This window comes from Faecalibacterium prausnitzii (assembly GCF_003287405.1).
GTDB lineage: Bacteria > Bacillota > Clostridia > Oscillospirales > Ruminococcaceae > Faecalibacterium > Faecalibacterium intestinale.
Genome location: NZ_PRLD01000022.1, coordinates 1 through 22,066 on the forward strand (window position 1 = coordinate 1; position 22,066 = coordinate 22,066).

At 45.9% G+C, this 22,066-nt stretch carries 23 protein-coding genes and 1 pseudogene; 18 read left to right on the forward strand and 6 right to left on the reverse strand.

Annotated elements, in window-relative coordinates; genetic code table 11:
* Positions 1 to 140: 140 nt before the first annotated feature.
* The 4 genes from C4N24_RS13910 to C4N24_RS13925 all read left to right on the forward strand — a co-directional run bounded on the left by C4N24_RS13910 (position 141) and on the right by C4N24_RS13925 (position 2,558).
* Positions 141 to 473: a plasmid mobilization protein gene (locus C4N24_RS13910; protein ID WP_097783406.1), complete on the forward strand. Its 333-nt coding sequence runs from the start codon at positions 141 to 143 to the stop codon at positions 471 to 473.
* Positions 474 to 582: 109 nt separating this feature from the next.
* Entirely contained in the window at positions 583 to 858 is a 276-nt protein-coding gene (locus C4N24_RS13915; protein WP_112091904.1) for a hypothetical protein, read from the forward strand.
* Positions 859 to 866: 8 nt separating this feature from the next.
* Positions 867 to 1,124, forward strand: coding sequence for a hypothetical protein (locus tag C4N24_RS13920; protein ID WP_112091905.1), 258 nt, complete (start codon positions 867 to 869; stop codon positions 1,122 to 1,124).
* A 75-nt stretch (positions 1,125 to 1,199) separates the two neighbouring features.
* On the forward strand, positions 1,200 to 2,558 hold the full coding sequence (locus tag C4N24_RS13925; RefSeq protein WP_242983290.1) for a relaxase/mobilization nuclease domain-containing protein: 1,359 nt from the start codon (positions 1,200 to 1,202) through the stop codon (positions 2,556 to 2,558).
* A 53-nt stretch (positions 2,559 to 2,611) separates the two neighbouring features.
* Here C4N24_RS13925 and C4N24_RS13930 read toward each other — a convergent pair whose 3' ends face one another.
* The 4 genes from C4N24_RS13930 to C4N24_RS15835 form a co-directional block, all read right to left on the reverse strand.
* On the reverse strand, positions 2,612 to 2,848 hold the full coding sequence (locus tag C4N24_RS13930) for a DUF3873 family protein (protein ID WP_005938809.1): 237 nt from the start codon (positions 2,846 to 2,848) through the stop codon (positions 2,612 to 2,614).
* 249 nt (positions 2,849 to 3,097) lie between these two features.
* The gene (locus C4N24_RS13935; RefSeq protein WP_112091906.1) at positions 3,098 to 5,692 is read right to left on the reverse strand and encodes an SIR2 family protein; all 2,595 of its coding nucleotides are present in this window, start codon (positions 5,690 to 5,692) and stop codon (positions 3,098 to 3,100) included.
* Positions 5,682 to 6,359, reverse strand: a complete 678-nt coding sequence (locus C4N24_RS13940) for a helix-turn-helix transcriptional regulator (protein WP_347475244.1) — start codon at positions 6,357 to 6,359, stop codon at positions 5,682 to 5,684. The genes C4N24_RS13935 and C4N24_RS13940 overlap by 11 nt, the downstream gene beginning before the upstream one ends.
* Positions 6,310 to 6,582, reverse strand: a complete 273-nt coding sequence (locus C4N24_RS15835) for a hypothetical protein (protein ID WP_347475245.1) — start codon at positions 6,580 to 6,582, stop codon at positions 6,310 to 6,312. The genes C4N24_RS13940 and C4N24_RS15835 overlap by 50 nt, the downstream gene beginning before the upstream one ends.
* Positions 6,583 to 6,803: 221 nt before the next feature.
* On the opposite strand from C4N24_RS15835, the pseudogene C4N24_RS13945 reads away from it, so the two are divergent.
* A pseudogene (locus C4N24_RS13945) lies at positions 6,804 to 7,202 on the forward strand (MFS transporter); the annotation flags it as partial.
* A gap of 138 nt (positions 7,203 to 7,340) precedes the next feature.
* Here C4N24_RS13945 and C4N24_RS13950 read toward each other — a convergent pair.
* On the reverse strand, positions 7,341 to 7,697 hold the full coding sequence (locus tag C4N24_RS13950; RefSeq protein ID WP_181573110.1) for a helix-turn-helix transcriptional regulator: 357 nt from the start codon (positions 7,695 to 7,697) through the stop codon (positions 7,341 to 7,343).
* 106 nt (positions 7,698 to 7,803) lie between these two features.
* Here C4N24_RS13950 and C4N24_RS13955 point away from each other — a divergent pair, with 106 nt between their 5' ends.
* The 13 genes from C4N24_RS13955 (at position 7,804) to C4N24_RS14020 (ending at position 20,658) form a co-directional block, all read left to right on the forward strand.
* Positions 7,804 to 8,478, forward strand: coding sequence for a response regulator transcription factor (locus tag C4N24_RS13955; RefSeq protein ID WP_112091907.1), 675 nt, complete (start codon positions 7,804 to 7,806; stop codon positions 8,476 to 8,478).
* A complete protein-coding gene (locus C4N24_RS13960) occupies positions 8,466 to 9,599 on the forward strand; it encodes a HAMP domain-containing sensor histidine kinase (RefSeq protein ID WP_112091908.1) in 1,134 nt (377 codons plus the stop codon). The genes C4N24_RS13955 and C4N24_RS13960 overlap by 13 nt, the downstream gene beginning before the upstream one ends.
* Before the next feature lie 67 nt (positions 9,600 to 9,666).
* Positions 9,667 to 10,341, forward strand: a complete 675-nt coding sequence (locus C4N24_RS13965; RefSeq protein ID WP_112091909.1) for an ABC transporter ATP-binding protein — start codon at positions 9,667 to 9,669, stop codon at positions 10,339 to 10,341.
* Entirely contained in the window at positions 10,338 to 12,818 is a 2,481-nt protein-coding gene (locus tag C4N24_RS13970) for an ABC transporter permease (protein WP_112091910.1), read from the forward strand. The genes C4N24_RS13965 and C4N24_RS13970 overlap by 4 nt, the downstream gene beginning before the upstream one ends.
* Before the next feature lie 430 nt (positions 12,819 to 13,248).
* Positions 13,249 to 13,662, forward strand: a complete 414-nt coding sequence (locus C4N24_RS13980; protein WP_112091912.1) for a sigma-70 family RNA polymerase sigma factor — start codon at positions 13,249 to 13,251, stop codon at positions 13,660 to 13,662.
* 121 nt (positions 13,663 to 13,783) lie between these two features.
* Positions 13,784 to 13,960, forward strand: a complete 177-nt coding sequence (locus C4N24_RS13985) for a DNA-binding protein (protein WP_002594731.1) — start codon at positions 13,784 to 13,786, stop codon at positions 13,958 to 13,960.
* Positions 13,961 to 14,022: 62 nt separating this feature from the next.
* The gene (locus C4N24_RS13990) at positions 14,023 to 14,709 is read left to right on the forward strand and encodes a response regulator transcription factor (protein ID WP_112091913.1); all 687 of its coding nucleotides are present in this window, start codon (positions 14,023 to 14,025) and stop codon (positions 14,707 to 14,709) included.
* A complete protein-coding gene (locus tag C4N24_RS13995) occupies positions 14,706 to 15,737 on the forward strand; it encodes a sensor histidine kinase (protein ID WP_112091914.1) in 1,032 nt (343 codons plus the stop codon). The genes C4N24_RS13990 and C4N24_RS13995 overlap by 4 nt, the downstream gene beginning before the upstream one ends.
* Positions 15,738 to 15,881: 144 nt before the next feature.
* Positions 15,882 to 16,547 carry an ABC transporter ATP-binding protein gene (locus tag C4N24_RS14000; protein ID WP_112091915.1) on the forward strand — a complete coding sequence of 222 codons (666 nt, stop codon included), beginning with the start codon at positions 15,882 to 15,884 and terminating at the stop codon, positions 16,545 to 16,547.
* Between the two features lie 14 nt (positions 16,548 to 16,561).
* Positions 16,562 to 19,195, forward strand: coding sequence for an ABC transporter permease (locus C4N24_RS14005; RefSeq protein ID WP_112091916.1), 2,634 nt, complete (start codon positions 16,562 to 16,564; stop codon positions 19,193 to 19,195).
* Between the two features lie 396 nt (positions 19,196 to 19,591).
* Positions 19,592 to 19,765: a hypothetical protein gene (locus C4N24_RS14010; protein WP_242699649.1), complete on the forward strand. Its 174-nt coding sequence runs from the start codon at positions 19,592 to 19,594 to the stop codon at positions 19,763 to 19,765.
* 104 nt (positions 19,766 to 19,869) lie between these two features.
* Positions 19,870 to 20,301, forward strand: a complete 432-nt coding sequence (locus C4N24_RS14015) for a winged helix-turn-helix domain-containing protein (RefSeq protein WP_112091917.1) — start codon at positions 19,870 to 19,872, stop codon at positions 20,299 to 20,301.
* A gap of 138 nt (positions 20,302 to 20,439) precedes the next feature.
* Entirely contained in the window at positions 20,440 to 20,658 is a 219-nt protein-coding gene (locus C4N24_RS14020) for a hypothetical protein (protein WP_112091918.1), read from the forward strand.
* An 87-nt stretch (positions 20,659 to 20,745) separates the two neighbouring features.
* On the opposite strand, the gene C4N24_RS14025 is transcribed toward C4N24_RS14020, so the two are convergent.
* Entirely contained in the window at positions 20,746 to 21,105 is a 360-nt protein-coding gene (locus C4N24_RS14025) for a helix-turn-helix domain-containing protein (protein WP_242983291.1), read from the reverse strand.
* Between the last annotated feature and the right edge of the window lie 961 nt (positions 21,106 to 22,066).

Below are 22,066 nucleotides of genomic sequence, written 5' to 3' on the forward strand. Positions count from 1 at the left end.
CACGACCCGGAACAGGATGAGGAAGAACAGGAGGACGCACCTCGCCGCCCCTCGGTGCTGGCGGCACTGGAGGAAAAATCCGATAAGTCGGAGCCGGTGAAGCCCTTCCGCAGTTATTACGACAAGGACGGTGATGCCCGGTGAGGGAAAAGCGGGACGAAATCATTATCCTGAGAACAACAAAAGCTGAGAAAAGCCGCATTTATGAAAAGATGTTGGGCATGGGCATCCGCAGCCTGAGTGCCTATATCCGCAAGATGGCACTGGACGGCTATTGCCTGCACCTCGACTTGAAAGAACTGCAACGCATGGCATATCTCTTGCAGATGTGCAGCAACAATCTGAACCAGTACGCCAAGCGTGCCAACGAGTGCGGCAAGGTCTATGCCGCTGACATGGAAGATCTGCGGCAGCGTCTGGATGAACTGATCGACATTGGTCGGCAGATTCTTTCCCGGCTGGCTGAACTCTAAAATTTTACCCCGCAGTTGGAGGACTGCGGGGGTACATAAGGGTTGACATCCTTGCAAAGCAATCGTTGATACCTTTATAATCGGGGTGAAAGAAAGGCGGGTGCTAGATATGAGGTTCGTTTTTAAGATGATCGTTTTCCCGTTTTGGTTGCTTACGGTTTTCCTTGCGCTGATGCTGAAATGGACGCTGAACCTGTCGGCGTTTGTGCTGGCACTGCCCATGCTGTATATCTTCGGCTGCGGCCTTTATACACTGTACTGCCGGGAGTGGATGCAGTTTTTGATCTTGCTGGTGGCGGAGTTTGGATGCTTTGTGTTGATTTTCATGGGCGCTTTGATTGCAGATGCAGCAGAGCGTTTTAGTGGCTGGGTTGCCGGATTGTGAGGGATGCTATGGAAAACCAGAAATTGGAGGAGTGCTATTCTGCGCACAGCAGCACGATTTTTTCTGAAATGCTGGGTGAGGATGAAAACTATCAGCGACTGAAAAACGCCAAAATAGCGGCTGAGAAAGCCTTGCAGAGCGTCATCAGCCAAGAATCATGGAAGCAATACCTCGCCTTAGATGAAATCTGCAACGAGTTGGAATGCGCCCGTTACAAGGCGATGTATCTGGCTGGTGCTTCCGATTATGAAAAACTATTCAAATAATCTTGATGCCGCCGACGTGCGGCATTTTCTTTTTTGCAGGGGGTGATGGCACTGGCGGCAACACGGCTAATTCCTATGCGGAAGAACAAAGGCAAGTCCATCGGGGCTTGTCTGCATAACCATACCAGCTATATTCAGAATCCGGACAAGACCGAGCAGGGCGAGCTGGTCAGCAGCTATCAGTGCAGCCCGTTGACGGTAGATGAAGAATTTCTGCTGACGAAACGGCTGTATGAGCAGACCACCGGGCGCAGCCAGAAAAGCGATGTAATCGCTTATCAGGTGCGGCAGTCCTTCAAGCCGGGGGAGGTCACGCCGGAGGAAGCCAACCGCATCGGCTACGAGTTCGCCGAGCGTTTTTTGAAGGGCAAACACGCTTTTATCGTTGCTACCCACACCGACCGGGCGCACATCCACAACCACATTATTTATAATTCCACTGCCTTGGATGGAACCCGGAAATTCAAAAATTTCTGGCTTTCTACCTTTGCGGTGCAGCGGTTGAGCGACCTGATTTGTTTGGAGCATCAGCTCTCAACCATCGAGTACAAGCCTTATCGGGAACGGCAGAAGCGCATCGTCTATCCGCCCAAGGAAAGTAACCGTGACCGCCTGTGCGGAATCATTGACACCATCCTTGCAGAAAAGCCGGGGGACTACGAAGCATTTTTGCAAAAGCTGGAGCAGCAGGGCTACGAGATGAAGCGTGGCAAGCATACGGCGGTGAAGGGCAAGGGGCAGAAACGCTTTATTCGTTTCCGCACACTGGGCATCGGCTATGGCGAGGACGAGATCAAGGCGGTGCTGGAGGGAAAGGCGAAGCACCAGCCGCAACAGAAGCAGCCGCTCAAAGAACAATCGTTCCAGTTGCTGGTGGATATTCAGGGGAAAATGGCAGAGGGCAAAAGTGTCGGCTACAAAAGGTGGGCAACCAAATTCAATCTGAAAGAGATGTCCAAGACGCTGCTGTTTTTACAGGAGCAGAAAATCGGCAGCGCCGAGGAACTGCGGGAACGAGCAGCGGCGGCAACGGAACGCTATCATGCCATGGGCGATTCCATCAAGGCAGCAGAAGCAAGGCTGACGGAAATTGCCGTGCTAAAAAACCATATCATCAACTATGCCAAGACCCGTGAGGTGTACACCGCTTATCGGAAAGCCGGGTACAGCAAAGCATTTCTGGAAGCCCATCGGGAGGAAATCACTCTGCACAAGGCGGCGAAAGCTGCTTTTGACGAAGCCGGGCTGCAGAAGCTGCCGAAGGTCAAGGAGTTGGATGCGGAGTTTGCAGAGCTACTGACCAAGAAGAAAGCCGCTTACCCGGACTACCGCAAGGCACGGAACGAGATGCAGGAACTGGTTCGGGCACAGAAAAACGTGGAACGATTTTTTGCAGAGGAAAAGAACACCACCGAGAAAACACAGACACGATAAACGAATACCGCCGAGGAGCTTTCCCAGTTGGAAGGCATCCTCGGCGGTATTTTTTAGTTTATATAGCAGCGATCCTGTTTTACGAGCCAATCTTCACACAGCCGCTGAGCTTCGGCCTTTGTGCAGCAGGTGCAGTTGAAAAGTTTGCCACGGATAGAGCAGTAAGTGTAGTGTACCTTCGGGACACCATTAGCATCTCGAAAATCAACGCAGCGTTCCTCACCGGGCAGCAGATAGATCGTATCCACATTCAACAGCTCCTTTTCACTATGTTCGTGTGCAAACCGCACAACACGCAATGTCTGCTATTGTACCATGAACCATCAAATTCTTCTATTGACCCTTGCACCAAAAAGGAATCGGATTTTTCGTGGGATGTGCCGATTGACATCCTCAAAAGCGTCCCGCAGGGATGCGCAGCCTGCATTGGAAAATGCAGATCAAAGGGGTTTGGGGCACTCCCCAACAAGCATTTTGCAACGCAAAAAGTGTTTTTGTATAGACGAAAACATTGCTTGCAGGTGAGACGACGAAGTTTATTACGTCCAGCTGATAGTGATGCGTTTTTTATAGTAAGCATTCAAGAGTTCTTCAACCTTTTTACGATGCTCTTTATCAGTTACAAAGCCTCTGAAAGCATCGTCTCCTGTAAAGAGCTGTTCCATAAACCATTTAACATCAGAAAGTTCTGCATCCGTTAAATCTGCCGAATACTCCTTGAACTCAACATAGAAACAATAGTAGCAGTCAATTGCAGTTAATAATTGCTTCTCCTTTTTTTCCGGATTATCATTTTTAGAATACCTCAAATAGTTCGTAAGGATTAGAGCTTTGGTTACGTTCATATGTGTTATCGTGTATTGCTTGTTTCGACTTGCAGATTGATCAGCCAGTTCCATAGCTCGATCAATTATTAAATTTGCTTCTTCAAGAACTCGGATACCTTTATCCGACCCCAAGCCAAGTTGCTGACTGTAACGCAGTTTGCACTTTGATGTTTGATGCAAAAATTGATATTGACTATGCAAAACAGATCTGAGCTTACTATAAATAATATCAGGAAGTGCAATTGAACCCCTACTTGGTGAATCAAAGAAAAACATCTGTTGAAGGGTATCAAGATAATAATATGGTTTTATTTCTTGATACACTTGATAATCAACCACATCACCTCTTTGATAAATTTCTATATATGTTTTCACTATTTCAACAATCACATCAGCAATGGTTTCGTAATTTGTTGAATCTTTTGCATAATTTGCAAGGCATCGATACAGCCAATAAAGAGAATTTGATACGTATTTCACTCCTGAATGTGTGAGATTTGTCAATTCAAAATCAGACAAGTAGTCCTTTTGAACCGCTCCATTACTTTTCTCACAAAGACCTACCAATTCCTCAGTTATATCAAATCGGTTCGCCATTGTTACGCTCATAAAGTTACAATTTGCTAAAAGCAAGATGCACCTTAGCATATCTTTGTCGCCAATAAGATTTACGTCTGGCAAAATTGATTTACAATCAGATAACCTTGAATTTTCAATGCGAAATGCATAATCCAAAAAAGTGTCGTTCTTTTTTCGATTAACGATAGTTAGCTTTTTTATCTTTGAATTAAACTCGGTCAACTCATTAGAATCGAGAATTGAATCTATCGAATAATATTCAACAAAGCCTCTCATACTTTCATCAATATGAATAACTTTTGTGAAATTTCTATCTGACCGATTTACAGCATATACTATTTGAATACTGTTTTCTACCATCGCATTCAAGTTATTAAGTATAATATTCTGGAATTGGCGATTTTCAATTGTTCTACAGTCGAATACAAATACTGCTTGATGGTAGCAAGAGATGATATAATTAAGAATTTTTGTTGAAATGTTCTTGTCTCCGATATAATACACTTTTTTATGTTTTTTCTGAAGTTCATCAACTATTTCAAGCAACGCATAGGTTTTACCCGCAAAGCGGTTACCCGCTATAATGCAAACCGGAATGCCTCTTTCCAGCGCATTGATAATGTTTTTGGAAACAGTTCGATGTGTATAAAAATAGGGAAACAAGATGGTGTTGTTCCGGGGATTTGCTAAAAGTGATTTATTCTCAAAGATATATGGAAGATTACACGCTAAATCACATGAAGTCAGTTGTTCAAAAACGAAGTTTCTATATTTTTCGAGTTTGTCCTCCTTTTGTATACTAGCCTTCTCTTTGAAAAATTCACAGATTAAGCTATAAAATTCAGGCATTTCATCAGGGGTTACACGAATGATATTTTTTATTCCGTAATTACCAAGATCTGATCGTACATATAAAGGGATTTTTCCTTCCGGGTCGCAATCATAATAGATATAAAAAGAGTTTTCACTTGCATCATAGCTTAATTGAGATACCCTTTTGGTTCCTTCCGCAAAAAGGAAATCATACTCTCCACTTAAACTACATCCGATGAACAACAAATCTTTGGATGAGCAATCATCTTGCAACCATTCCATCAGATCTTTGTTTTCGGAAGATGTTATTGAGTTCAAATATTGGCTTTTGCTCAAAGTACAGTATTTCATTTCTTTACAGCTTAGCATAGTATGGACATCACCATGGAGTTTAATTACACACTTTTTCTCTTTAAGCCACTTTTGATTAAGATTTCTATATGGCACAACAACTTCGTATTCTGGCAAAGTTTTTTCGATTGTGTCATCGTAGTTGAGGGTATAGAGATATTCCCAATCACACCGCAGAAAACTTTTTATATAGTTTGGACAATCGTGTACATTATAGAAGTGATCTTCCATATATTTCAAAAAAGATTTCGGGGCAAAGACTTTGTCTCCGTCGCTGTGTTCTTCCAGTAGCTGCATAAACATATCCGAAAGCCGAGATAAATCAAACCGCTCTAATTCTTCAGCATCGTATTCATCATATTCTTCATCTTCTGTTAATTCTTGTTTGATTTTTTCTTTCAAGTCGTTTACAGATGGAACGGTTCCATTATTTGCCTTAAATCCATAAGAAAAACCAGATCCTAAGACTGGAATCATTCGATTGTTTATAATTGCGTCTTTTATTTTTTCATACACATCGGTTCCATCAACAACATCTGCAAATCTATAAATATTAGGTTTCATAAGTTTTGCTCCTTTTTATAAATTGCCTTTCATCTTCAAATTCATGCCGCTGTTTCCTATACTGTGCTGGGCTAACTCCGTACTCTTTTTTGAACACCCGGCTAAAGTAAAGCTGGTTATCGTACCCCACGATCTCAGCGACCTCACCGACACTGTAATCTGTATTTTCCAACAAGCTCTGTGCGTTGACCATCCGCAGAGAGAGAAGGTACTGTGCAGGACTTATCTTCATGTGCTGCTTGAAATTACGAATGAACCAGTTCGTACTGATATGCAGCGATTCGGCATACTGCGCCACGCTGATCTTCGTATTGTAGTTTTCGTTAAAATAGGAAACCGCCATCTCAATTTCTTCGGGAATCGTCACGATATAGTTTTCACCGTTCTGCTGCTGGCGGCTGACAAGCAGCAGAATGTTGTTGAATAACGAAGCGATGTAATCTTCATACCCATCTTCACATTGCTGAAGCTCCCGAATGATTTTTCGGAACAACATCTTATACTCCGGGAGCGTTCCGCTGTAAAAGACGTGCTGATCCAAAGAGATGCCATGGTACTCCAGAATGTTCTTAACGTCATAGCCAGTAAAATGAATCCAGAACACCTCCGGGTGGTCCTCAACATAATAAACGTACTTTTGAACCTCTTTTGGCTGGTAAAGCACCATGTGACCAGATTTCAACGATTTCCTCGATTCCATTAAACCAGAAATGCGCCTTGCCCGATGCCACATACAAGATCTGATAGTCTCTGCGGCCCTTCTTCCAGTATGTCGGCAGCATGGGACGCTTTTTCAGGCGGTAGGTGCCGCAGCTTCCTACCACCAATGGTTTTGTGTAATCCTTGAAATCAAGACGAAGGTTGTTTAAGTAGCCAGAGTTGAAATACATCTCAATACCATCTTCTTTCTTAAAGACTTCGCCGGAATCGGAATGCGTTCTGTTTGATTTCCACAAACTGTGTGATTTTGTGCATACTTTGTTCCATTTTTTCAGTATGATTTTGTCAATATAAATTTTACAATACTTTCAGACAAAACGCAAGAGAATTTGACATCTTGCCGAAAAAGCGTAAGCCTTGTAAAATCGAAGCAAATGAGGAGAATCGGAAAATGACGGAAAAGCGCTATTTGAAATGGTACAACAAAGTTGGTTATGGTTCGGGTGATATAGCAGGCAATGTGGTGTATGCGTTCCTGTCCTCCTTCGTCATGATCTATCTGACCAACACGGTTGGTTTGAACCCCGGCATCGTCGGCACCCTGATCGCAGTCTCCAAGCTGCTGGATGGTGTAACGGACATTTTCTTTGGCTCTTTGATCGACAAAACGCACTCCAAGATGGGTAAGGCTCGTCCGTGGATGCTGTACGGCTATATCGGCTGTGCCATCACGCTGGTGGCGATTTTTGCAATTCCAACGAACCTCGGTCAGTTTGCACAGTATGCATGGTTCCTGATTGCATACACACTGCTGAACGCCGTGTTCTACACCGCCAACAACATTGCTTACCTTATATAAATAGAAGCGTTTCGAAAAAACGCGTAGCCTGCATCGGAACGGTGCAGAATAAAGGGGATTGGGCACAGCCCAACAAGCATTTTGCGAAGCAAAAATGGCGTTTGTATAGACAGACGCCCTGCTTGCCACTTAGCGACAGCCCTTAACTTTCTTAATGCCCTCGGCTGTGGCTTCTATTACAACAAGCTCTTTTTCATTCATAGAATTTAGGAGCACATCAATGTGCTTTCTGCAAGAGCTTGACCTTGCCTCTCCGTCCGCATGAATAAACTGGCCAACTGAAACGTCAAACATGGTAATGAGTTTAACAAAAAGGTCGAAACTGGGATACTGACCTTTGTTCTCAATATTCATAATGGTGCGGTCAGTCTTGCCGACCAGCTCCGCCACATAGGCTTGCGTCCAGCCCTTTTCCTCTCTGGCTTGTTTCAAAGCGAGCCCGAGCCCGTGAAAGTCAAACCTTCTTTCATCTTGGTTCATTCTCATATGATTGTTTCCTATTAATTGCTTATGCCGCAAAAAGAAAGTATAATAATTGAGAGAAATTTGAGAATTAAATGCTATAACAGTTTGTCGGAGAGGAGGAAATACCATGAATGAAAAGCTACTCATTGTGGATGATGAAAAAGGCGTCGTTGATATGCTGAAAAGCTATTTTGAAATGCAGAGCTTTGTGGTCTATACGGCGTATGATGGCGAAACAGCATTGAAACAGGCGGCTTGCCATCCTGATCTTGTGCTGCTGGACATCAATATGCCCGGCATGGACGGCCTTACCGTATGCGAGAAAATCCGCAGCCACATTTCTTGTCCCATCTTATTTTTGACGGCCAGAATAGAAACCGCCGATAAGATCAAAGGGTTTCAGGTTGGAGCGGATGACTATATCATAAAGCCGTTTGACATTGATGAATTAGGCGCAAGGGTCGCTGCACACTTGCGGCGGGAAAACAGAAAGCAGGGGCAATCCGAACTCCGCTTTTTCTCTGAAATGGTGATCGACTACTCTAAACGGGAGGTATCTATCAACGGAACGCCTATCAACTTATCAAAAAAGGAATTTGACATTGTGGAGCTGCTTTCACTGAACGCTGGGCAGGTATTTGACCGGGAACGGATTTATGAAGCTGTGTGGGGACTTGATGGCGAAGGCAACAGTGATACCATTATGGAGCATATCCGAAAAATTCGAAGCAAGTTTACTGCCTTGTCGCATCACAGTTATATCGAAACAGTTTGGGGGGTGGGTTACAAATGGAATGGATAAAAAATATGAGCCTGAAAAAGTCCTTGTTCACGCTGACGCTCATCAACCTATTGCTGGCATTAAGCCTTTCGGCTGTTGTTTTTGTGGGCTGCACAAAATTGAGTGCAGTATTCGCCCCATCTGGCGTGCAAATTATCGTTAGAGCAGATTCCACAATAAAGACAGAGTTTCCGGAACCGGTAGCAGGAGCAACCGCAGTTAGAAATGCGTTGGCCATTTTTCAGTTCGTTTTGCCGATGCTATTCTTCATTGTCGCTTTGATATTAACTGCATCGCTGTTCTATCGCTGGAAACTGAAAGAGCCGCTTGCTATTCTCATGGATGGAGCAAACCGCATGATGGAGAATGATTTGGACTTTACCATTCCATCCGTGTCTGGGGACGAGCTGGGACAGCTCTGTGTTGCATTTGAAACCATGCGGCAATCGCTATTGAACAGCAACCGCGAGCTGTGGCGGCAAACTGAGGAACGGAAACGGCTGAACGCCGCGTTCTCCCACGATCTCCGAAACCCGATAACGGTCTTAAAAGGCTCGGCAAAAATGGCAAAACAGTGTGCAGATAGCGGCAATACGCCGCAGCTCATGGATAATCTTGAGCGCATGGAAGCCTATACAGGGCGCATCGAACGCTATGTGGAAACTATGAGCAAGGTTCAACGGTTGGAGCAGGTGCAGCCGGAAAAAGTGACTTTTGACACCGCTGCGCTGAGCGCCGATTTGGAAAAAGCCCTTGGCTTTTCCGCAGCCGATCATGGAAAGCAGCTTTACTTTCACGGTCTATCCGCAGGCGGCACTGTCACACTGGATAAAGGGATGTTGTTTCAAGTTGCTGAGAACCTTACAACAAATGCTCTCCGATTTGCAAAAGAGAATGTTTCGGTAGAACTCTCCATAGAGGGCGAAAATCTGAAACTGGAAATTGCAGATGATGGCGACGGGTTTCCGGCGGAGCTTTTGAAAAACGGCATCCAGCCGTTCCGCAAAGGTACGGAAGAAGCGGAGCATTTGGGCATGGGACTTTATATCTGCGATCTTCTTTGCCGCAAACACGGCGGTACGTTGAAAATCGCAAATACCGATATCGGGGCTGTTGCCTCCGCTATTTTGAAAATCTCATAACTCTTGAGCGTTTTTTGAGATTTGCCTTTTATACTCTCCTTATCAAACCGATAAGGAGAGTTTTTTCATGGATATTCAAGTAAACGATGTTTCCAAAATCTACGGTACAGGCGAGAACAAAGCCGTTGCGCTGTGCCATGCAAATATGACAATCCACTCCGGTGACTTCATCTCCATTATGGGGCCGTCAGGCAGTGGCAAAAGTACGCTGCTTCACATCATCAGCGGATTGGACACGCCAACTTCCGGCAAGGTGTTGTATGGCGATACTGACATCCATCACGGCAGTGACAAGGAGTTATCGGCGTTCCGCCGCCAAAAGATCGGCTTCATCTTCCAGCAATTCAATCTGCTCCCGGTGCTGACAGCGCAGGAGAATATCATCATGCCGCTGCTTCTCGACAAGCGCCAGCCGGACAATGCCTATTTACAGGAGATCGCAACCTTTTTAGGGATCGACAGCCGTTTGAACCATCTGCCCCATGAACTGTCCGGCGGGCAGCAGCAGCGCGTGGCAATCGCCCGCGCTCTGATCGCAAAGCCAGACATCATCTTTGCTGATGAACCTACGGGAAACCTTGACAGCAAAAGCGGCGGCGAGGTCATGAAAATGCTCTGCGATCTTCGGGCGAAAATGAAAAAGACACTTATTGTCATTACTCACGACCCTCATATTGCAGAAATGGCAGAGCGTCGTTTTACCATCATTGACGGAGTGCTTTCGGAGGTGACAGTAAGATGAAATCCTATTTAGCTCTTACATGGAAAGAACTAAAAACGCAAAAAATTACAGCGACTTTAATCCTGATTGCAGTTATCATGTCAACGATCATAACAACCGTTGTTGGTCAGTCCATTGGAATTTTGCAGTCTATGAGAATAGAGCAGGCTGCGAGCCTAAACGGAAACCGATATGTAACATTTCATCAACTCAGCAGGGAACAAGCACAGAAACTCCACGAGGATGATCGAGTATATGATGTAGGAGATACCGTCTTTGTAGGCAGCACAACCCTTGGTAATAGCAGCCTGAACTTGTATCTCAGAGAGTATCATGATAACGCTTTGGCGATGTACCCAGCAATCAGCAAGATAAAAGAGGGGCATTTGCCGGAGAAAGCAAGTGAAATTGCATTATCAGAGGATAGCTTGAGGTATCTTGGATTAGATGCTGCGGTTGGAGATACCGTTTCTTTGGATATGCGCGTATCGGTTATGGATGGTTCACTTCCTGAATTTGAATATTGCGGAAAATTCATATTAACGGGCATTCTTGAAAGCAGCTATATCGGCTATTCAACAGGTACAGTTGAAGGAATTGTAGGAAACGGAACCGCAGAAAAACTATTACCAGAAAAATATCTGCTTTATTCTACTGACTTTAAGACCCATGACAAGAAAAACTTTCAGAGCATCGTTTATGATCTTGCGAAGAACTTGGATGTAGAGGATCGGTATATCCAATATAACTGGATTCTTCTTGATGCTGTCGGTATTTCTTATGATGAGACATCCAACAGTGATGCTGGTGCAGGTTTTTCCTTTATGACGGTGGCGTGTGTTTTGGTAGGCTTGTTGGTTTTGTTTGCAGCCGGACTGGTAATTTATAATATTCTAAAAATTTCCATTACAAAACGAATTAAAGAATATGGAACACTTCGTGCAATCGGCGGAGAGCGTGGGCAAATCTATCGTCTTGTTTCCTTGCAGCTCCTGATCCTTTGCGGAATCGGTATTCCGATTGGGCTGGTACTTGGCACATTAGCAGCAAAGGCTACGCTAATTGCTGCTACGGGTGCTCTCAATCCTGATATATTCATGGCAAATAGTGTTTCCGAATTAAACGAAGCAATCAGCACTGCCAGTACGGTAAAATTCCCCATGCTCCTTGCAAGTATTGCGGTCACACTTTTATTTGCGCTAATGGCTGCATTTCCAGCTGCTCGGTACGCATCGCGTGTATCCCCGACAGTTGCTATGTCTGGCCAGTCTGTTAAGATCAAACGCCGCAGAAAAAGAAATCACAAAATCTACAATTTTGAATCCTACTATGCAAGACTCAATTTGAAACGCGGGCGTGGCAGGACGCTTCTTACAATACTGTCTCTTGTTATGAGCATTACCGTCTTTGTTGCTCTGCAGAGCTTTACTGGGCTGCTTGATACCAGCAGTTCGATTCAGGATATGTATTTCAGCGATTATGCTGTTACAAATGAAACATCAGGTATTCCGGCAGAAGCTATAAGCACATTGGAGGCAAACGACACTGTAAAAGACATTTCCACTGTCAGGCTTTCTGTATTTACGCCGGGTGCTGGTGACGAACTTCCCTTTGAAACAGATTTGTCCGTGCAGAGCCACGAAACTTTTCAGCTTGTCAATATTGACGATGGGCTGTTAGAAATCTACGCTCCCAATCTTTCTGATCAGGATAAGCAGGCGCTAAATAATGGAACAGGCTGTCTTGTCAAAAATCCTATTCCCTTTTCTTACGGGGATACGCCTGTGGAGCATACGGAGCTTTCTATTGGTGATACGATCCAGTTGGGCAGCAGGGCGCTTCGTGTGATAGGGATAATTGATACTCCTATTACAATCAACAATGAAGGTTTCACCAACGGTGTGCAACTTATCATGAACGAAGAAATATATTGCTCGCTGATGCAGGATGATACCTATTCTGAAATCTATTTGACATTGCAGGATGGCGTAGATACGAATTCTTTTGAAAGTATATTGGATGATTGGTGTAGCAAATATCCGGGTGCTCACTGGCTTTCTTACCTTGAAAGCAGCAATGAAATGGCAGAGAGTTTTGAACAAATCAAAATGCCTTGCTGGGTACTGATTATCTTTATTGGCATCATTGGCATATTGAATATCATAAACACCGTTTACAGCAACATCCATACACGTGTCAATGAAATTGGTATGCAGCGGGCTATTGGCATGAGTGCCGCAAGCCTTTATAAAACATTCTTGTGGGAAGGTGCCTATTACGCTATCTTTGCCTCTGTGATTGGCGCAGTGCTGGGCTATGTCTGCTGTATCTTTGTCGGGGCTGCAAAAACGGATGCCTTACAACTGGTTGCCGTTCCCGTTATTGCGATTATAGAGGCTGCTGTGGTTTCTGTTGATGCCTGTCTGCTGGCAACGGCGATCCCGCTACACTCTATTGCAAAAATGAACATTGTTGAAACAATTGAGAATATCGAATAACACCTGAGCAAAAGCCGTCCGGCTTTGCAAAGATGACGGCGGCTTGAAAATATTGCATTTCAGGCCGCCGTTTTCCTTTTGAAAAAATGGATTTACGGAGGGTGTGATAAAGTCGCCCTTTTTTAAGGATACGGCGGTGTCCAGGAGGTATTGCCGTGTCCATTTTTGCTTTTTTTCACAGTACCCATGACCTGCACCAGCTAAAAAAGCGTAGCTCCCCCTCCGGGCAAGTATAACATTGCATCGGCATTATCGTTCCATGTAATTCAGTATAATAATGGCTGTTCTTGGCGCGCCAGTTTTCCCTCACGGAAATCTGGCGTTTTTTGTTGCCATTTTTTCGGAGATGACCCGGTTGTCTGCCGGTGTCGGTCTCCGCCTCCATTCGATTCACCCGTCAATCACCCGTGAATCGAAATGGAGGTACATAATGAAGAAAATTAACCTTCGGGAACTTTATCCTGATGTTTATACAACAGACTTTTTTGTAGATATGACAGAGGAAGTAATGGAGACTATTCGAGTAGCTGAACGTGCGGAGGCTGCGTATGAGCGAAAGATGTATCGTTATAAAGCACAGTATTCTCTGGATTGCGAGAATGGCATTGAAAATGCGGTGCTATTGAAGCCGCAAACACCGGAGATGCTTCTGGAGGAAAAGCAGCTGCGGGAGCAGCTCTATGCCGCTGTGATGGCTCTGCCAGAGAAGCAGGCCAAGAGGATCTATGCCCGGTATTACCTGGGTATGCGTGTGAGTGAGATCGCCGCAGCGGAAGGTGTAGACCCAAGCCGTGTCCGTGACAGCATCCGGCGCGGTCTGAAGCAGCTGGCAAAGTATTTTTAGGATAGAATAACAAAGGGCGCAAGGCCACATAGTGCTTCTGGCACAGGGCTTTGCGCCCTATTTGCAAGCTTGTATTCTTCGAGCAAAGGAAATATAATAAACCATATTGGAGGGAAACTATATGGATTATATGACGCTGAAAGAAGCAAGTGAAAAATGGGGTGTTACCCCAAGGCAGATCAATTATCTGTGTGCCGGTGGGCGTATCCCCGGTGCTGTGAAGATGGCTACCATTTGGCTGATTCCCAAGGATGCGGAGAAACCGGCAGACCGTCGTTTCAAAAATACAAAAAAATAATCCTCTCGTGAGATTTCTGTGACATTTGGATGCTACACTAAGAATGAAGGAGTGTGATACAATTGCGAATTTTAGTAGTCGAGGATGACCGGCTTTTGAATAATACTTTGTGCTATAACCTGTATACTGCGGGCTATGTCGTGGACTCTGTATTGACAAAATCAGCAGCTAGCAACTTTCTGACTAAGCAGGATTATGACCTGATCGTGCTGGATGTAAACCTGCCAGATGGGAATGGCTTTGATTTCTGCCGGGAGGCAAAAGAGCGCCGGCCGGATACGGCGGTGATCTTCCTGACCGCAAATGATATGGAGAGCGATATGCTCAAAGGATATGAGTTGGGCGCAGAGGACTATGTGACCAAGCCATTTCCTATGAGCGTCTTTCAAAAAAAGCTGTCCGTGGTGCTGGGGCGGCTGGCAAAACCATCTGGCGGCGGGGATTGTTATGAGGATAGCGCACTATCCATCAATTTCTCGGAGATGACTGCTTCTCTGTCTGGTAAGGCGCTGGTGTTCACTCCGTTGGAATACCGGCTGTTGAAAATCCTGACCAAAAATCCGCAGAATGTTTTGACCAGGCAGGTGCTGCTTGAAAAGCTGTGGGATGCCGATGGGAACTTTGTGGATGAACACGCCCTGACTGCGGCCATCAGCCGGGTGCGGAATAAAATTGAAACGGATGGACGCCAGTACATCAAGACGGTGTACGGTATGGGCTATATGTGGATCGGAGGGGCATCGAAATGAATATGCGAAAACTCTCCATCAACAAAGCCTGCGTTCTTTTGGGAACGCTTTTGCTGCTGGCGGTTGGTGCAGTCTGCACCGCTGTTCATCTGCTGACCCAGAATATAACCGCTGTCCGGTGTGTGTTCCTGTTCAGTCTTTTTGTGCTGCTCTGCGTCATCTGCTTTGTGGCGCTGATTCGTCGGAAGCTGGTCCGGTTCTCCGATGCCTTTTGTGGTCAGATGGATGATATGCTCTCCGAAAATATGCAGCCCAAGCAGACGGTTGAAGAAGAAAACCTGTTCTATAAAATCAACTACCGGCTGGGGCGACTGTACGAGGTCATGCAGGAAAATAAAAACAGCATCGCAAAGGAACGGGCTGACCTGCAAGAGCTGATTTCTGACATCTCCCATCAGGTCAAGACCCCGATTGCCAACTTGAAGATGATCAACAACACGCTGCTTGAAAACGAGGTTCCCCCGCAGAAGCAAAAGGAATTTCTGACAGCCCAGGCCAGCCAGCTTGATAAGCTGGACTTCCTCATGCAAGCCATGATTAAAACCTCCCGCCTGGAAACAGGAGTCATTTCACTGGAGCAAAAACAGCAGCCGGTTTATGATACCCTTGCCGCTGCCCTGGGCGGGATTTTGCTCAATGCCGAAAAGAAACAAATAGATGTGCAGGTGGAATGCCCGGAGCATTTGGATGCACGCCATGATAGAAAATGGACAAGCGAAGCCCTGTTTAACATTCTGGATAACGCAGTGAAGTACACCCCGGCAGGCGGGCAGATCCATGTGTCGGTGGAAGGCTGGGAAATGTATGTGAAGATCGACATTGCCGACACCGGCATTGGCATTTCAGAGCAGCACCAGGGAACGATTTTCAAGCGGTTTTACCGGGAAGATGCGGTGCATGATGTGGACGGTATTGGGATTGGCCTGTATCTGGCTCGTGAGATTGTGACCTTGCAGGGCGGTTATATCCGGGTGGTATCGGAAGTTGGGAAAGGCTCAACCTTTTCTGTTTTCCTGCTCCGAAAGTAGAGCAGGCACGCCCCGAAAAAATGAAATGTCACAGGTTCGTGACATTTGGGGCCGAATTTAGCAGAAATTTTTTGTGGCTCATGACATTTCTGTGAGGTTTGGTCGTTACAATGGGTTTATCAAAAAGAAAGGATGGTGTTCTTTATGAGCATTTTGCAAACGACTGAACTAAAAAAATATTATGGCGCAAAACCGAACATTACCAGAGCCTTGGATGGTGTGACCCTCTCCATTGAAAAGGGCGAATTTGTTGCCATCGTAGGAACCTCCGGCAGCGGTAAATCTACACTGCTGAATATGATTGGTGGGTTGGATGTGCCGACCTCTGGCAAGGTTATTGTGGATGGACGTGAACTCTCAACATTGAAAGATGAGCAGCTTACCATCTTCCGTAGGAGAAAGATTGGCTTCATCTTCCAGAACTACAATCTGGTTCCGGTGCTGAATGTCTACGAAAATATCGTGCTGCCTGTGGAGCTGGACGGAAACAAGGTAGACAAGAAGTTTATGAAAGAAGTCGTTCAGATGCTGGGGCTGGAGGATAAGCTGAACAATATGCCCAATAACCTTTCCGGCGGCCAGCAGCAGCGCGTAGCCATTGCCCGCGCTTTGGTGTCAAAGCCTGCAATCGTCCTGGCTGATGAACCGACTGGCAATCTGGACAGCAAGACCAGCGCCGATGTGCTGGGGCTTCTGAAAACCACAAGCCAGAAATTCCATCAGACCCTCGTGATGATTACCCATAACAGTGAGATCGCCCAGCTTGCCGACCGCATCATTCGGATCGAGGATGGTAAGATCGTGCAGTAAAGGGGGGCGGGACTATGAATGACATTTTATTTGGCAACAATAATTCCGAAGTAATTACCAAGCTATCCAAACGCTATTTCAAAAAGAATAAGGTACGCAATCTGGCTGCACTGCTGGCAATTATCCTGACTGCTTTCCTATTTACCTCTATCACTTCCCTGGCGTTCAATATGGCGTCCTCCATCCAGCTCTCTCTGCAAATGCAGAAAGGCAGCAAGGCGGATGGCACTTTAGGATATATGACGGAGGAACAGTACGAGCAGCTTGTAAACAGCGATTTTGTGGAGCAGGCGGGTCACCGGCGCATCATTGGCTATGCAAGCAATACTTCCAGCCATTCCATTGAGCTCAATTATGCGGACAGTGTGCAGCAGGAGCTGACCTTCTGTGTGCCTACTCACGGAGCTGCACCGGAGAAAGCGAATGAGATCGCCACCACGGATTTGGCGCTGAAGGCGCTGGGTGTAGAACCAAAGATTGGCGCAGCGGTTCCGCTGGAATTTGAACTGCGGGGGAAAACTTATCATTATGATATGGTGCTTTCCGGCTGGTGGGAAGCAAGCAATGACTCTGTGAGCGTTGCGACTGTTTCAGAGCAGTTTATAAAGGAAAACCCCGATGTGGTCCAGAACACTTATGCGGTAGACCATGAAATGTCCGGCGTTACTTTTTCCGATGTCGTGCTGAAGAATAAAGCAAATGTTCAGCAGCAGTTGAATGAGTTCGTTTACTCCATTGGCGGCAATCCAGAGGATATGGGCGCAGACAATTTCATTCTCGCCTCTGAAAATCAAATGTCCCAGGGACTGACTTCATCAGAGTCCATCGTGTTTGCTGTTGTATTTATCCTGATGTTTGTCGTGTGCGGATACCTGCTGATCTACAATATCTTTGATATTTCTGTGATGCAGGATGTTCGTCAATACGGCCTGCTGCGGACGATTGGCACTTCCACACGGCAGATCAAGGGCATTGTGAACCGTCAGGCGGTCTGGCTCACGCTGATCGGACTGCCTATTGGTCTGATCGCCGGTTTCTTTGCCGGTTGGGTGCTGCTTCCTATCGTGACAGAGATCATTAACCTTGAATACTCTATGGTGGGTACATCCGTATCGACCTCGCCGCTAATTTTTGTTATCGCCGCTCTCTTTACAATCCTGACCGTGTTTATCAGCACCAGGAAGCCTGCAAAAAAGGCGGCAAAGATTTCTCCTCTGGAGGCGATTCGCTACACCGAGCAGAACGCCTATAAAAAGAGAAGTGCCAAGCGAACCAATGGGGTAAAGCTGTCCCGTATGGCCTTTTCCAACCTGGGCCGCAATCGTCGGCGTTCAGCGTTCATCATTATTTCCCTGCTTCTGTGCATCGTCCTGTTTAACTCTATCATCATTGTGACGCAAAGCCTTGATGAAGAAAAGTGGGTAAACCGTGTCACCAGAACAGATTTTAATGTCTATAACTCAGCCGCATTTAATGTAATGGAAAGCGTTCAGCACCATAAAGATACGCTCTCACAACAGGCGGTGGATCTGATTGCCGGACAGCCCGGAGTTGAGGATGAACGCTATCTCTACCGAAATACAAAAGACGATAGAAATGTATTGGTTGACTATGGGTTTGAAGATTTAAGCGGCATAGAGCTGTTTCATGAGGAAGAAGGCGTCGTAAATCAAAGCTATCAGGGATATAGCCTGTACACAAGTTCTGATACCGAAAGGCGCTATTTTGGCAATGTGATGGGAGCCTCCGAAAATTTCTGGGCTGATATGCGTATTTTTGAAGGCGAAAAAGATGCCGAAACCTTAACGCAGAAAATGGCTACCGGAGAATATGTCATTATTGGCTGCCCCATGGACAAACTGACAGAGGAACCAAGGAACACTCCGCTGACCGATCAGTTACAGGTTGGAGAGAGCATTTCCTTCTACAAGGATGGGAAACTGGTCAAAACCAGCACTATCCTTGCAAAAGCGATCCTCGTGGGAACGGAAACCGAAACGCCGACAGGCACCACCGCCCAGGCGCACATCGCCGCTGATGCTCCTTTTGTGTATCTGCCGGACACTGTATTTAAGGAAATCTATGACGCTCCCACGCTGCTGACTTATGGATTCAATGTGGATGAAGCCTTGCAGCCGCAGATGGAAGAATTTTTGAGCAGCTATGTGAGTGAAAATACTTCGGTTGCCTATACTTCCACCAAGCTGTTGAAAGAGCAGCTTGATTCGGTCCGCAGCATGATCCTGGTTATCGGCGGTCTGATTGGTTGCATCATGGCCTTTGCAGGACTGATTAACTTTGCCAACATGATTATTACCAACATCATCACCCGCCGCCATGAGTTTGCTACCATGCAGAGCATCGGTATGACCGGCAAGCAGCTTCGCCGCTTGACGGTCTATGAGGGCATCTACTATGCCGTAGGTGCGGACATTATCGGCGGAGCAGTCGCAGCGATCCTGGCAGTCACAGTGCTAAAGAGCGCATTGAATGGCCCTTCCATGTGGTTCTTTACTCTGAATATTACATTGGTTCCGGTTCTGGTCATTGGTGTGCTTTATCTGCTGCTGGCTGCGGTTATTCCGCTGATCGTTCTCCACTTCTTTAACAAGGGAACTGTGGTGGAGCGGCTGAGGACTTCGGAGTAACGACAGAGATTGCTACAATAGATAATCATAAACCTATTGAAAGCCGGGAGGATGCATTTCCTCTCGGCTTTCCTCAAAAAATTTGAAATCTCACAGATTGGTGAGATTTCAGCTTGTTATTTTGTCGAAATGGAGTATGTCCGTGACATTTCTGTGAGGATTGCCTGTTAAGATAAAAGAAAAGTGAAAAAGTTGCCGCACGATGGCAAAAGAAAAAAAGCCGTCGTATGGCGGAAAACAATATTCCCTACAAGGTGCGGGCGGCACTGCTTCTGGTGCCGCTGAATACACCAATGCCTACCGGAGCAGTGACTCAATCCTTGTGGTACATTGCAGTTCGTTCCGGGGACGTCCACCGGGTGCAGCACTATCTTCGCACAGAAAGGGATACCTAAGATGGAGCAGTTATCGGCACGTCTGCTGTTAACGGCTGGCATCCTGCTGCTGATCGCAGGAGTGATTTTTGCCATTCTCCAAGTATGGCTCTATACCGACCTTCTCTGGGCAGGCGCGTTTGGATGCCTGCTGGCGGCTCTGAACTTTCGGGATTCCAAAAACGACGGCGGCTAAAGCATACGGCATCGTAGTGCACAGTCAATGCGGAAATACGAGCTACACCCGATTTTCCATATCGAGTGATATAGATTTGGCTTTGGGGGAGGATTGTCTACTGTATGCAAAAAATTGAAGTTGTTGTTCGCATCACGAAGGATCACTGCCCACCGCAAGAGCAGACGATTTTTGAATGGGTCGATCTGATGCGGAATCCCACAGACGTTCTGAGAAGTCCCGATCTGGGAATCAACTTGGAACACCACCGTGTTTTCAAACACGGAACAGAGGTATACATGAGTCGTTATGAATACGGTGTTTTGAGTTTGATGGCACAGCATCCGGGCAAACTGTTTACAAAGGAGCAGATCTTTGAAGCAGTCTGGCATAAGGACAGCGAAAGCTATTTGAGAGCCGTCACCAGCACGATCGGTCGAATCCGCCAGAAAATAGAGGATGACAAAGATCACCCCCGTTATATTAAAACGGTTTCCAACATTGGATATCAATTTGTCCCATCATCGGAATCGGTGCGATCAAATCGCAATCTGTAATAAAAGCCATACCGTAAGATCCTAGTAGGATTCTTCGGTATGGCTTTATCGTTTTCTACGCTGTACGAAATCGGCATCCTTGCATAGATGACCAAGAATATTCTAAAATAGAGATAACTTAATTCAGGAGGTCAAACCATGCAAACATTTGAAGAAGTATTGACCCACTTCCATAGCTTTTTAGAGTCTGCGACCTATTTGGACGTTGTTCCATGCCGCTGGGGATATGTAAGGCTTTTCAATGAGGGCGACCCTATCAATTTCAATGCAATTCTTTGCCGCACACCACAAGAACTATATACGGCATTGGCAAATGATTTGGGAACAGAGATTCAGGTCAGCTTGGGAATCGACTGAATTGGTATAAAATTGGTTTGCTTTTGGGTTCGTTTTGGTATAGTGACTTTGAAAAATATGCTATACTGTACCACAAGCAAAACATTTTCAGGGATTTTCAATCTTACTGTAAAACTCTGTCAGATGCTTTGCCAGTGTGCGGGTCGAGTCCATTAAGGTTTCTCGCACCGCTTCTGGACAGGAAAGATAGATTCGATTGAACTCTTTTAACTCTATTTCCGTTTTACCCATCCCCGGAGTAATCAGCGCATCAAGCGAAACCGGCAAAACACGAGCAATCGCCAAAAGAATTTCGTAAGATGGATTCATGCTGCCTTTTTCAATGTTGGCGATATGCTTCGTTGAAACATGGCAGCGTTCAGCAAGTTGTTCTTGTGTTAAACCTGCCAGCTTGCGCTCCTTGCGAACCTTTTCTCCAAGTACTTTCAAGTCAGAATTCGGCATCATCGTTCACCTCGATAGTATTGTATCGTTCTGGTGAATGACGCGGTATAACATTGTATTTCCTGTGAATAGGAAGTATAGTGCCGATTTTTGCGTTTCCCGGTCGAGTTATAAAAAAACGGTAACTCGTCCGGGCGATTTCATGCGCCACAAGATCACAGTTGCCGTTTGTGGAGGTAACTGTGATTTTTTATTGGGGTAACGCATCAAAAAAAGCCTGTCTGCTGCCGTAGACCCGAATACCAATAAACCGGCACAATCATTCCGCTTTATCACCCTCAATCGTGCCGATATGCTGTACTGCGCCAGCTTCCCTCAATGGGAGGCTGGCGTTTTTGCGCTTTTGGAACAAAAGTGCCGCAGTCCGCCGTTTCCCCATAATACCGCAGCAAACTTTATATTTGGGAGGGAAAGTCATGCTCGATCATAAGAAGGAAGCAATTACAGAACACTGGCAGTTTTGCCCCAAGTGCAATATAAAGCTCTATCGAATGACCGCCGACTGCACTGGATTCATCCACATAAAATGCTGGCGTTGCCGGGAAATGTTATGGCTCAACCTTTCCATTCGAGCCAAGTAAGCATTGGTTTCATAAGAATCGGGTGCAAAGCACTCTGAATATGGACTGTTCGCACCGAGCAACGGGCCGTCACCTCCGGGTGATGTATGAAACGTAGCACCAAATAGCCGGGCAGCAGCTTGACTGAAAGATCTCCAATCTTTCGGTCGGCTGTTGTCCGGCTATTTTTATAGCTTCAGATGGCCTGCTCCCGAAAAGGAGCAGGTTTTATGTTTGCCCTCTTTTCATGGCTGCCCCAAGCGGCGAAATATCCGTAGCATCTCCAAATTTTCGACTTTTCACGTTTTATCGAAAATTTGGAGGTTACACATGAGTTTCAATAATGGCAATGAACGTCGCAAGCTGAACGCAAAGTGGGAGCATCTTCGTGTGCAGTACCGCGA

Excerpts from the sequence above, each read along its gene's own strand:
- C4N24_RS13965 (WP_112091909.1), top strand. The coding sequence starts at position 9,667 with ATGGATATTCAAGTAAACGATGTTTCCAAAATCTACGGTACAGGCGAG.
- C4N24_RS14020 (WP_112091918.1), top strand. The coding sequence starts at position 20,440 with ATGCAAACATTTGAAGAAGTATTGACCCACTTCCATAGCTTTTTAGAG.
- C4N24_RS13950 (WP_181573110.1), bottom strand. The coding sequence starts at position 7,697 with ATGAGAATGAACCAAGATGAAAGAAGGTTTGACTTTCACGGGCTCGGG.
- C4N24_RS13915 (WP_112091904.1), top strand. The coding sequence starts at position 583 with ATGAGGTTCGTTTTTAAGATGATCGTTTTCCCGTTTTGGTTGCTTACG.
- C4N24_RS14005 (WP_112091916.1), top strand. The coding sequence starts at position 16,562 with ATGAATGACATTTTATTTGGCAACAATAATTCCGAAGTAATTACCAAG.
- C4N24_RS13985 (WP_002594731.1), top strand. The coding sequence starts at position 13,784 with ATGGATTATATGACGCTGAAAGAAGCAAGTGAAAAATGGGGTGTTACC.
- C4N24_RS13955 (WP_112091907.1), top strand. The coding sequence starts at position 7,804 with ATGAATGAAAAGCTACTCATTGTGGATGATGAAAAAGGCGTCGTTGAT.
- C4N24_RS14025 (WP_242983291.1), bottom strand. The coding sequence starts at position 21,105 with ATGATGCCGAATTCTGACTTGAAAGTACTTGGAGAAAAGGTTCGCAAG.
- C4N24_RS13980 (WP_112091912.1), top strand. The coding sequence starts at position 13,249 with ATGAAGAAAATTAACCTTCGGGAACTTTATCCTGATGTTTATACAACA.
- C4N24_RS14000 (WP_112091915.1), top strand. The coding sequence starts at position 15,882 with ATGAGCATTTTGCAAACGACTGAACTAAAAAAATATTATGGCGCAAAA.
- C4N24_RS14015 (WP_112091917.1), top strand. The coding sequence starts at position 19,870 with ATGCAAAAAATTGAAGTTGTTGTTCGCATCACGAAGGATCACTGCCCA.
- C4N24_RS14010 (WP_242699649.1), top strand. The coding sequence starts at position 19,592 with ATGGAGCAGTTATCGGCACGTCTGCTGTTAACGGCTGGCATCCTGCTG.
- C4N24_RS13925 (WP_242983290.1), top strand. The coding sequence starts at position 1,200 with ATGCGGAAGAACAAAGGCAAGTCCATCGGGGCTTGTCTGCATAACCAT.
- C4N24_RS13970 (WP_112091910.1), top strand. The coding sequence starts at position 10,338 with ATGAAATCCTATTTAGCTCTTACATGGAAAGAACTAAAAACGCAAAAA.
- C4N24_RS13920 (WP_112091905.1), top strand. The coding sequence starts at position 867 with ATGGAAAACCAGAAATTGGAGGAGTGCTATTCTGCGCACAGCAGCACG.
- C4N24_RS13935 (WP_112091906.1), bottom strand. The coding sequence starts at position 5,692 with ATGAAACCTAATATTTATAGATTTGCAGATGTTGTTGATGGAACCGAT.
- C4N24_RS13960 (WP_112091908.1), top strand. The coding sequence starts at position 8,466 with ATGGAATGGATAAAAAATATGAGCCTGAAAAAGTCCTTGTTCACGCTG.
- C4N24_RS13995 (WP_112091914.1), top strand. The coding sequence starts at position 14,706 with ATGAATATGCGAAAACTCTCCATCAACAAAGCCTGCGTTCTTTTGGGA.
- C4N24_RS15835 (WP_347475245.1), bottom strand. The coding sequence starts at position 6,582 with ATGTATTTCAACTCTGGCTACTTAAACAACCTTCGTCTTGATTTCAAG.
- C4N24_RS13940 (WP_347475244.1), bottom strand. The coding sequence starts at position 6,359 with ATGGTGCTTTACCAGCCAAAAGAGGTTCAAAAGTACGTTTATTATGTT.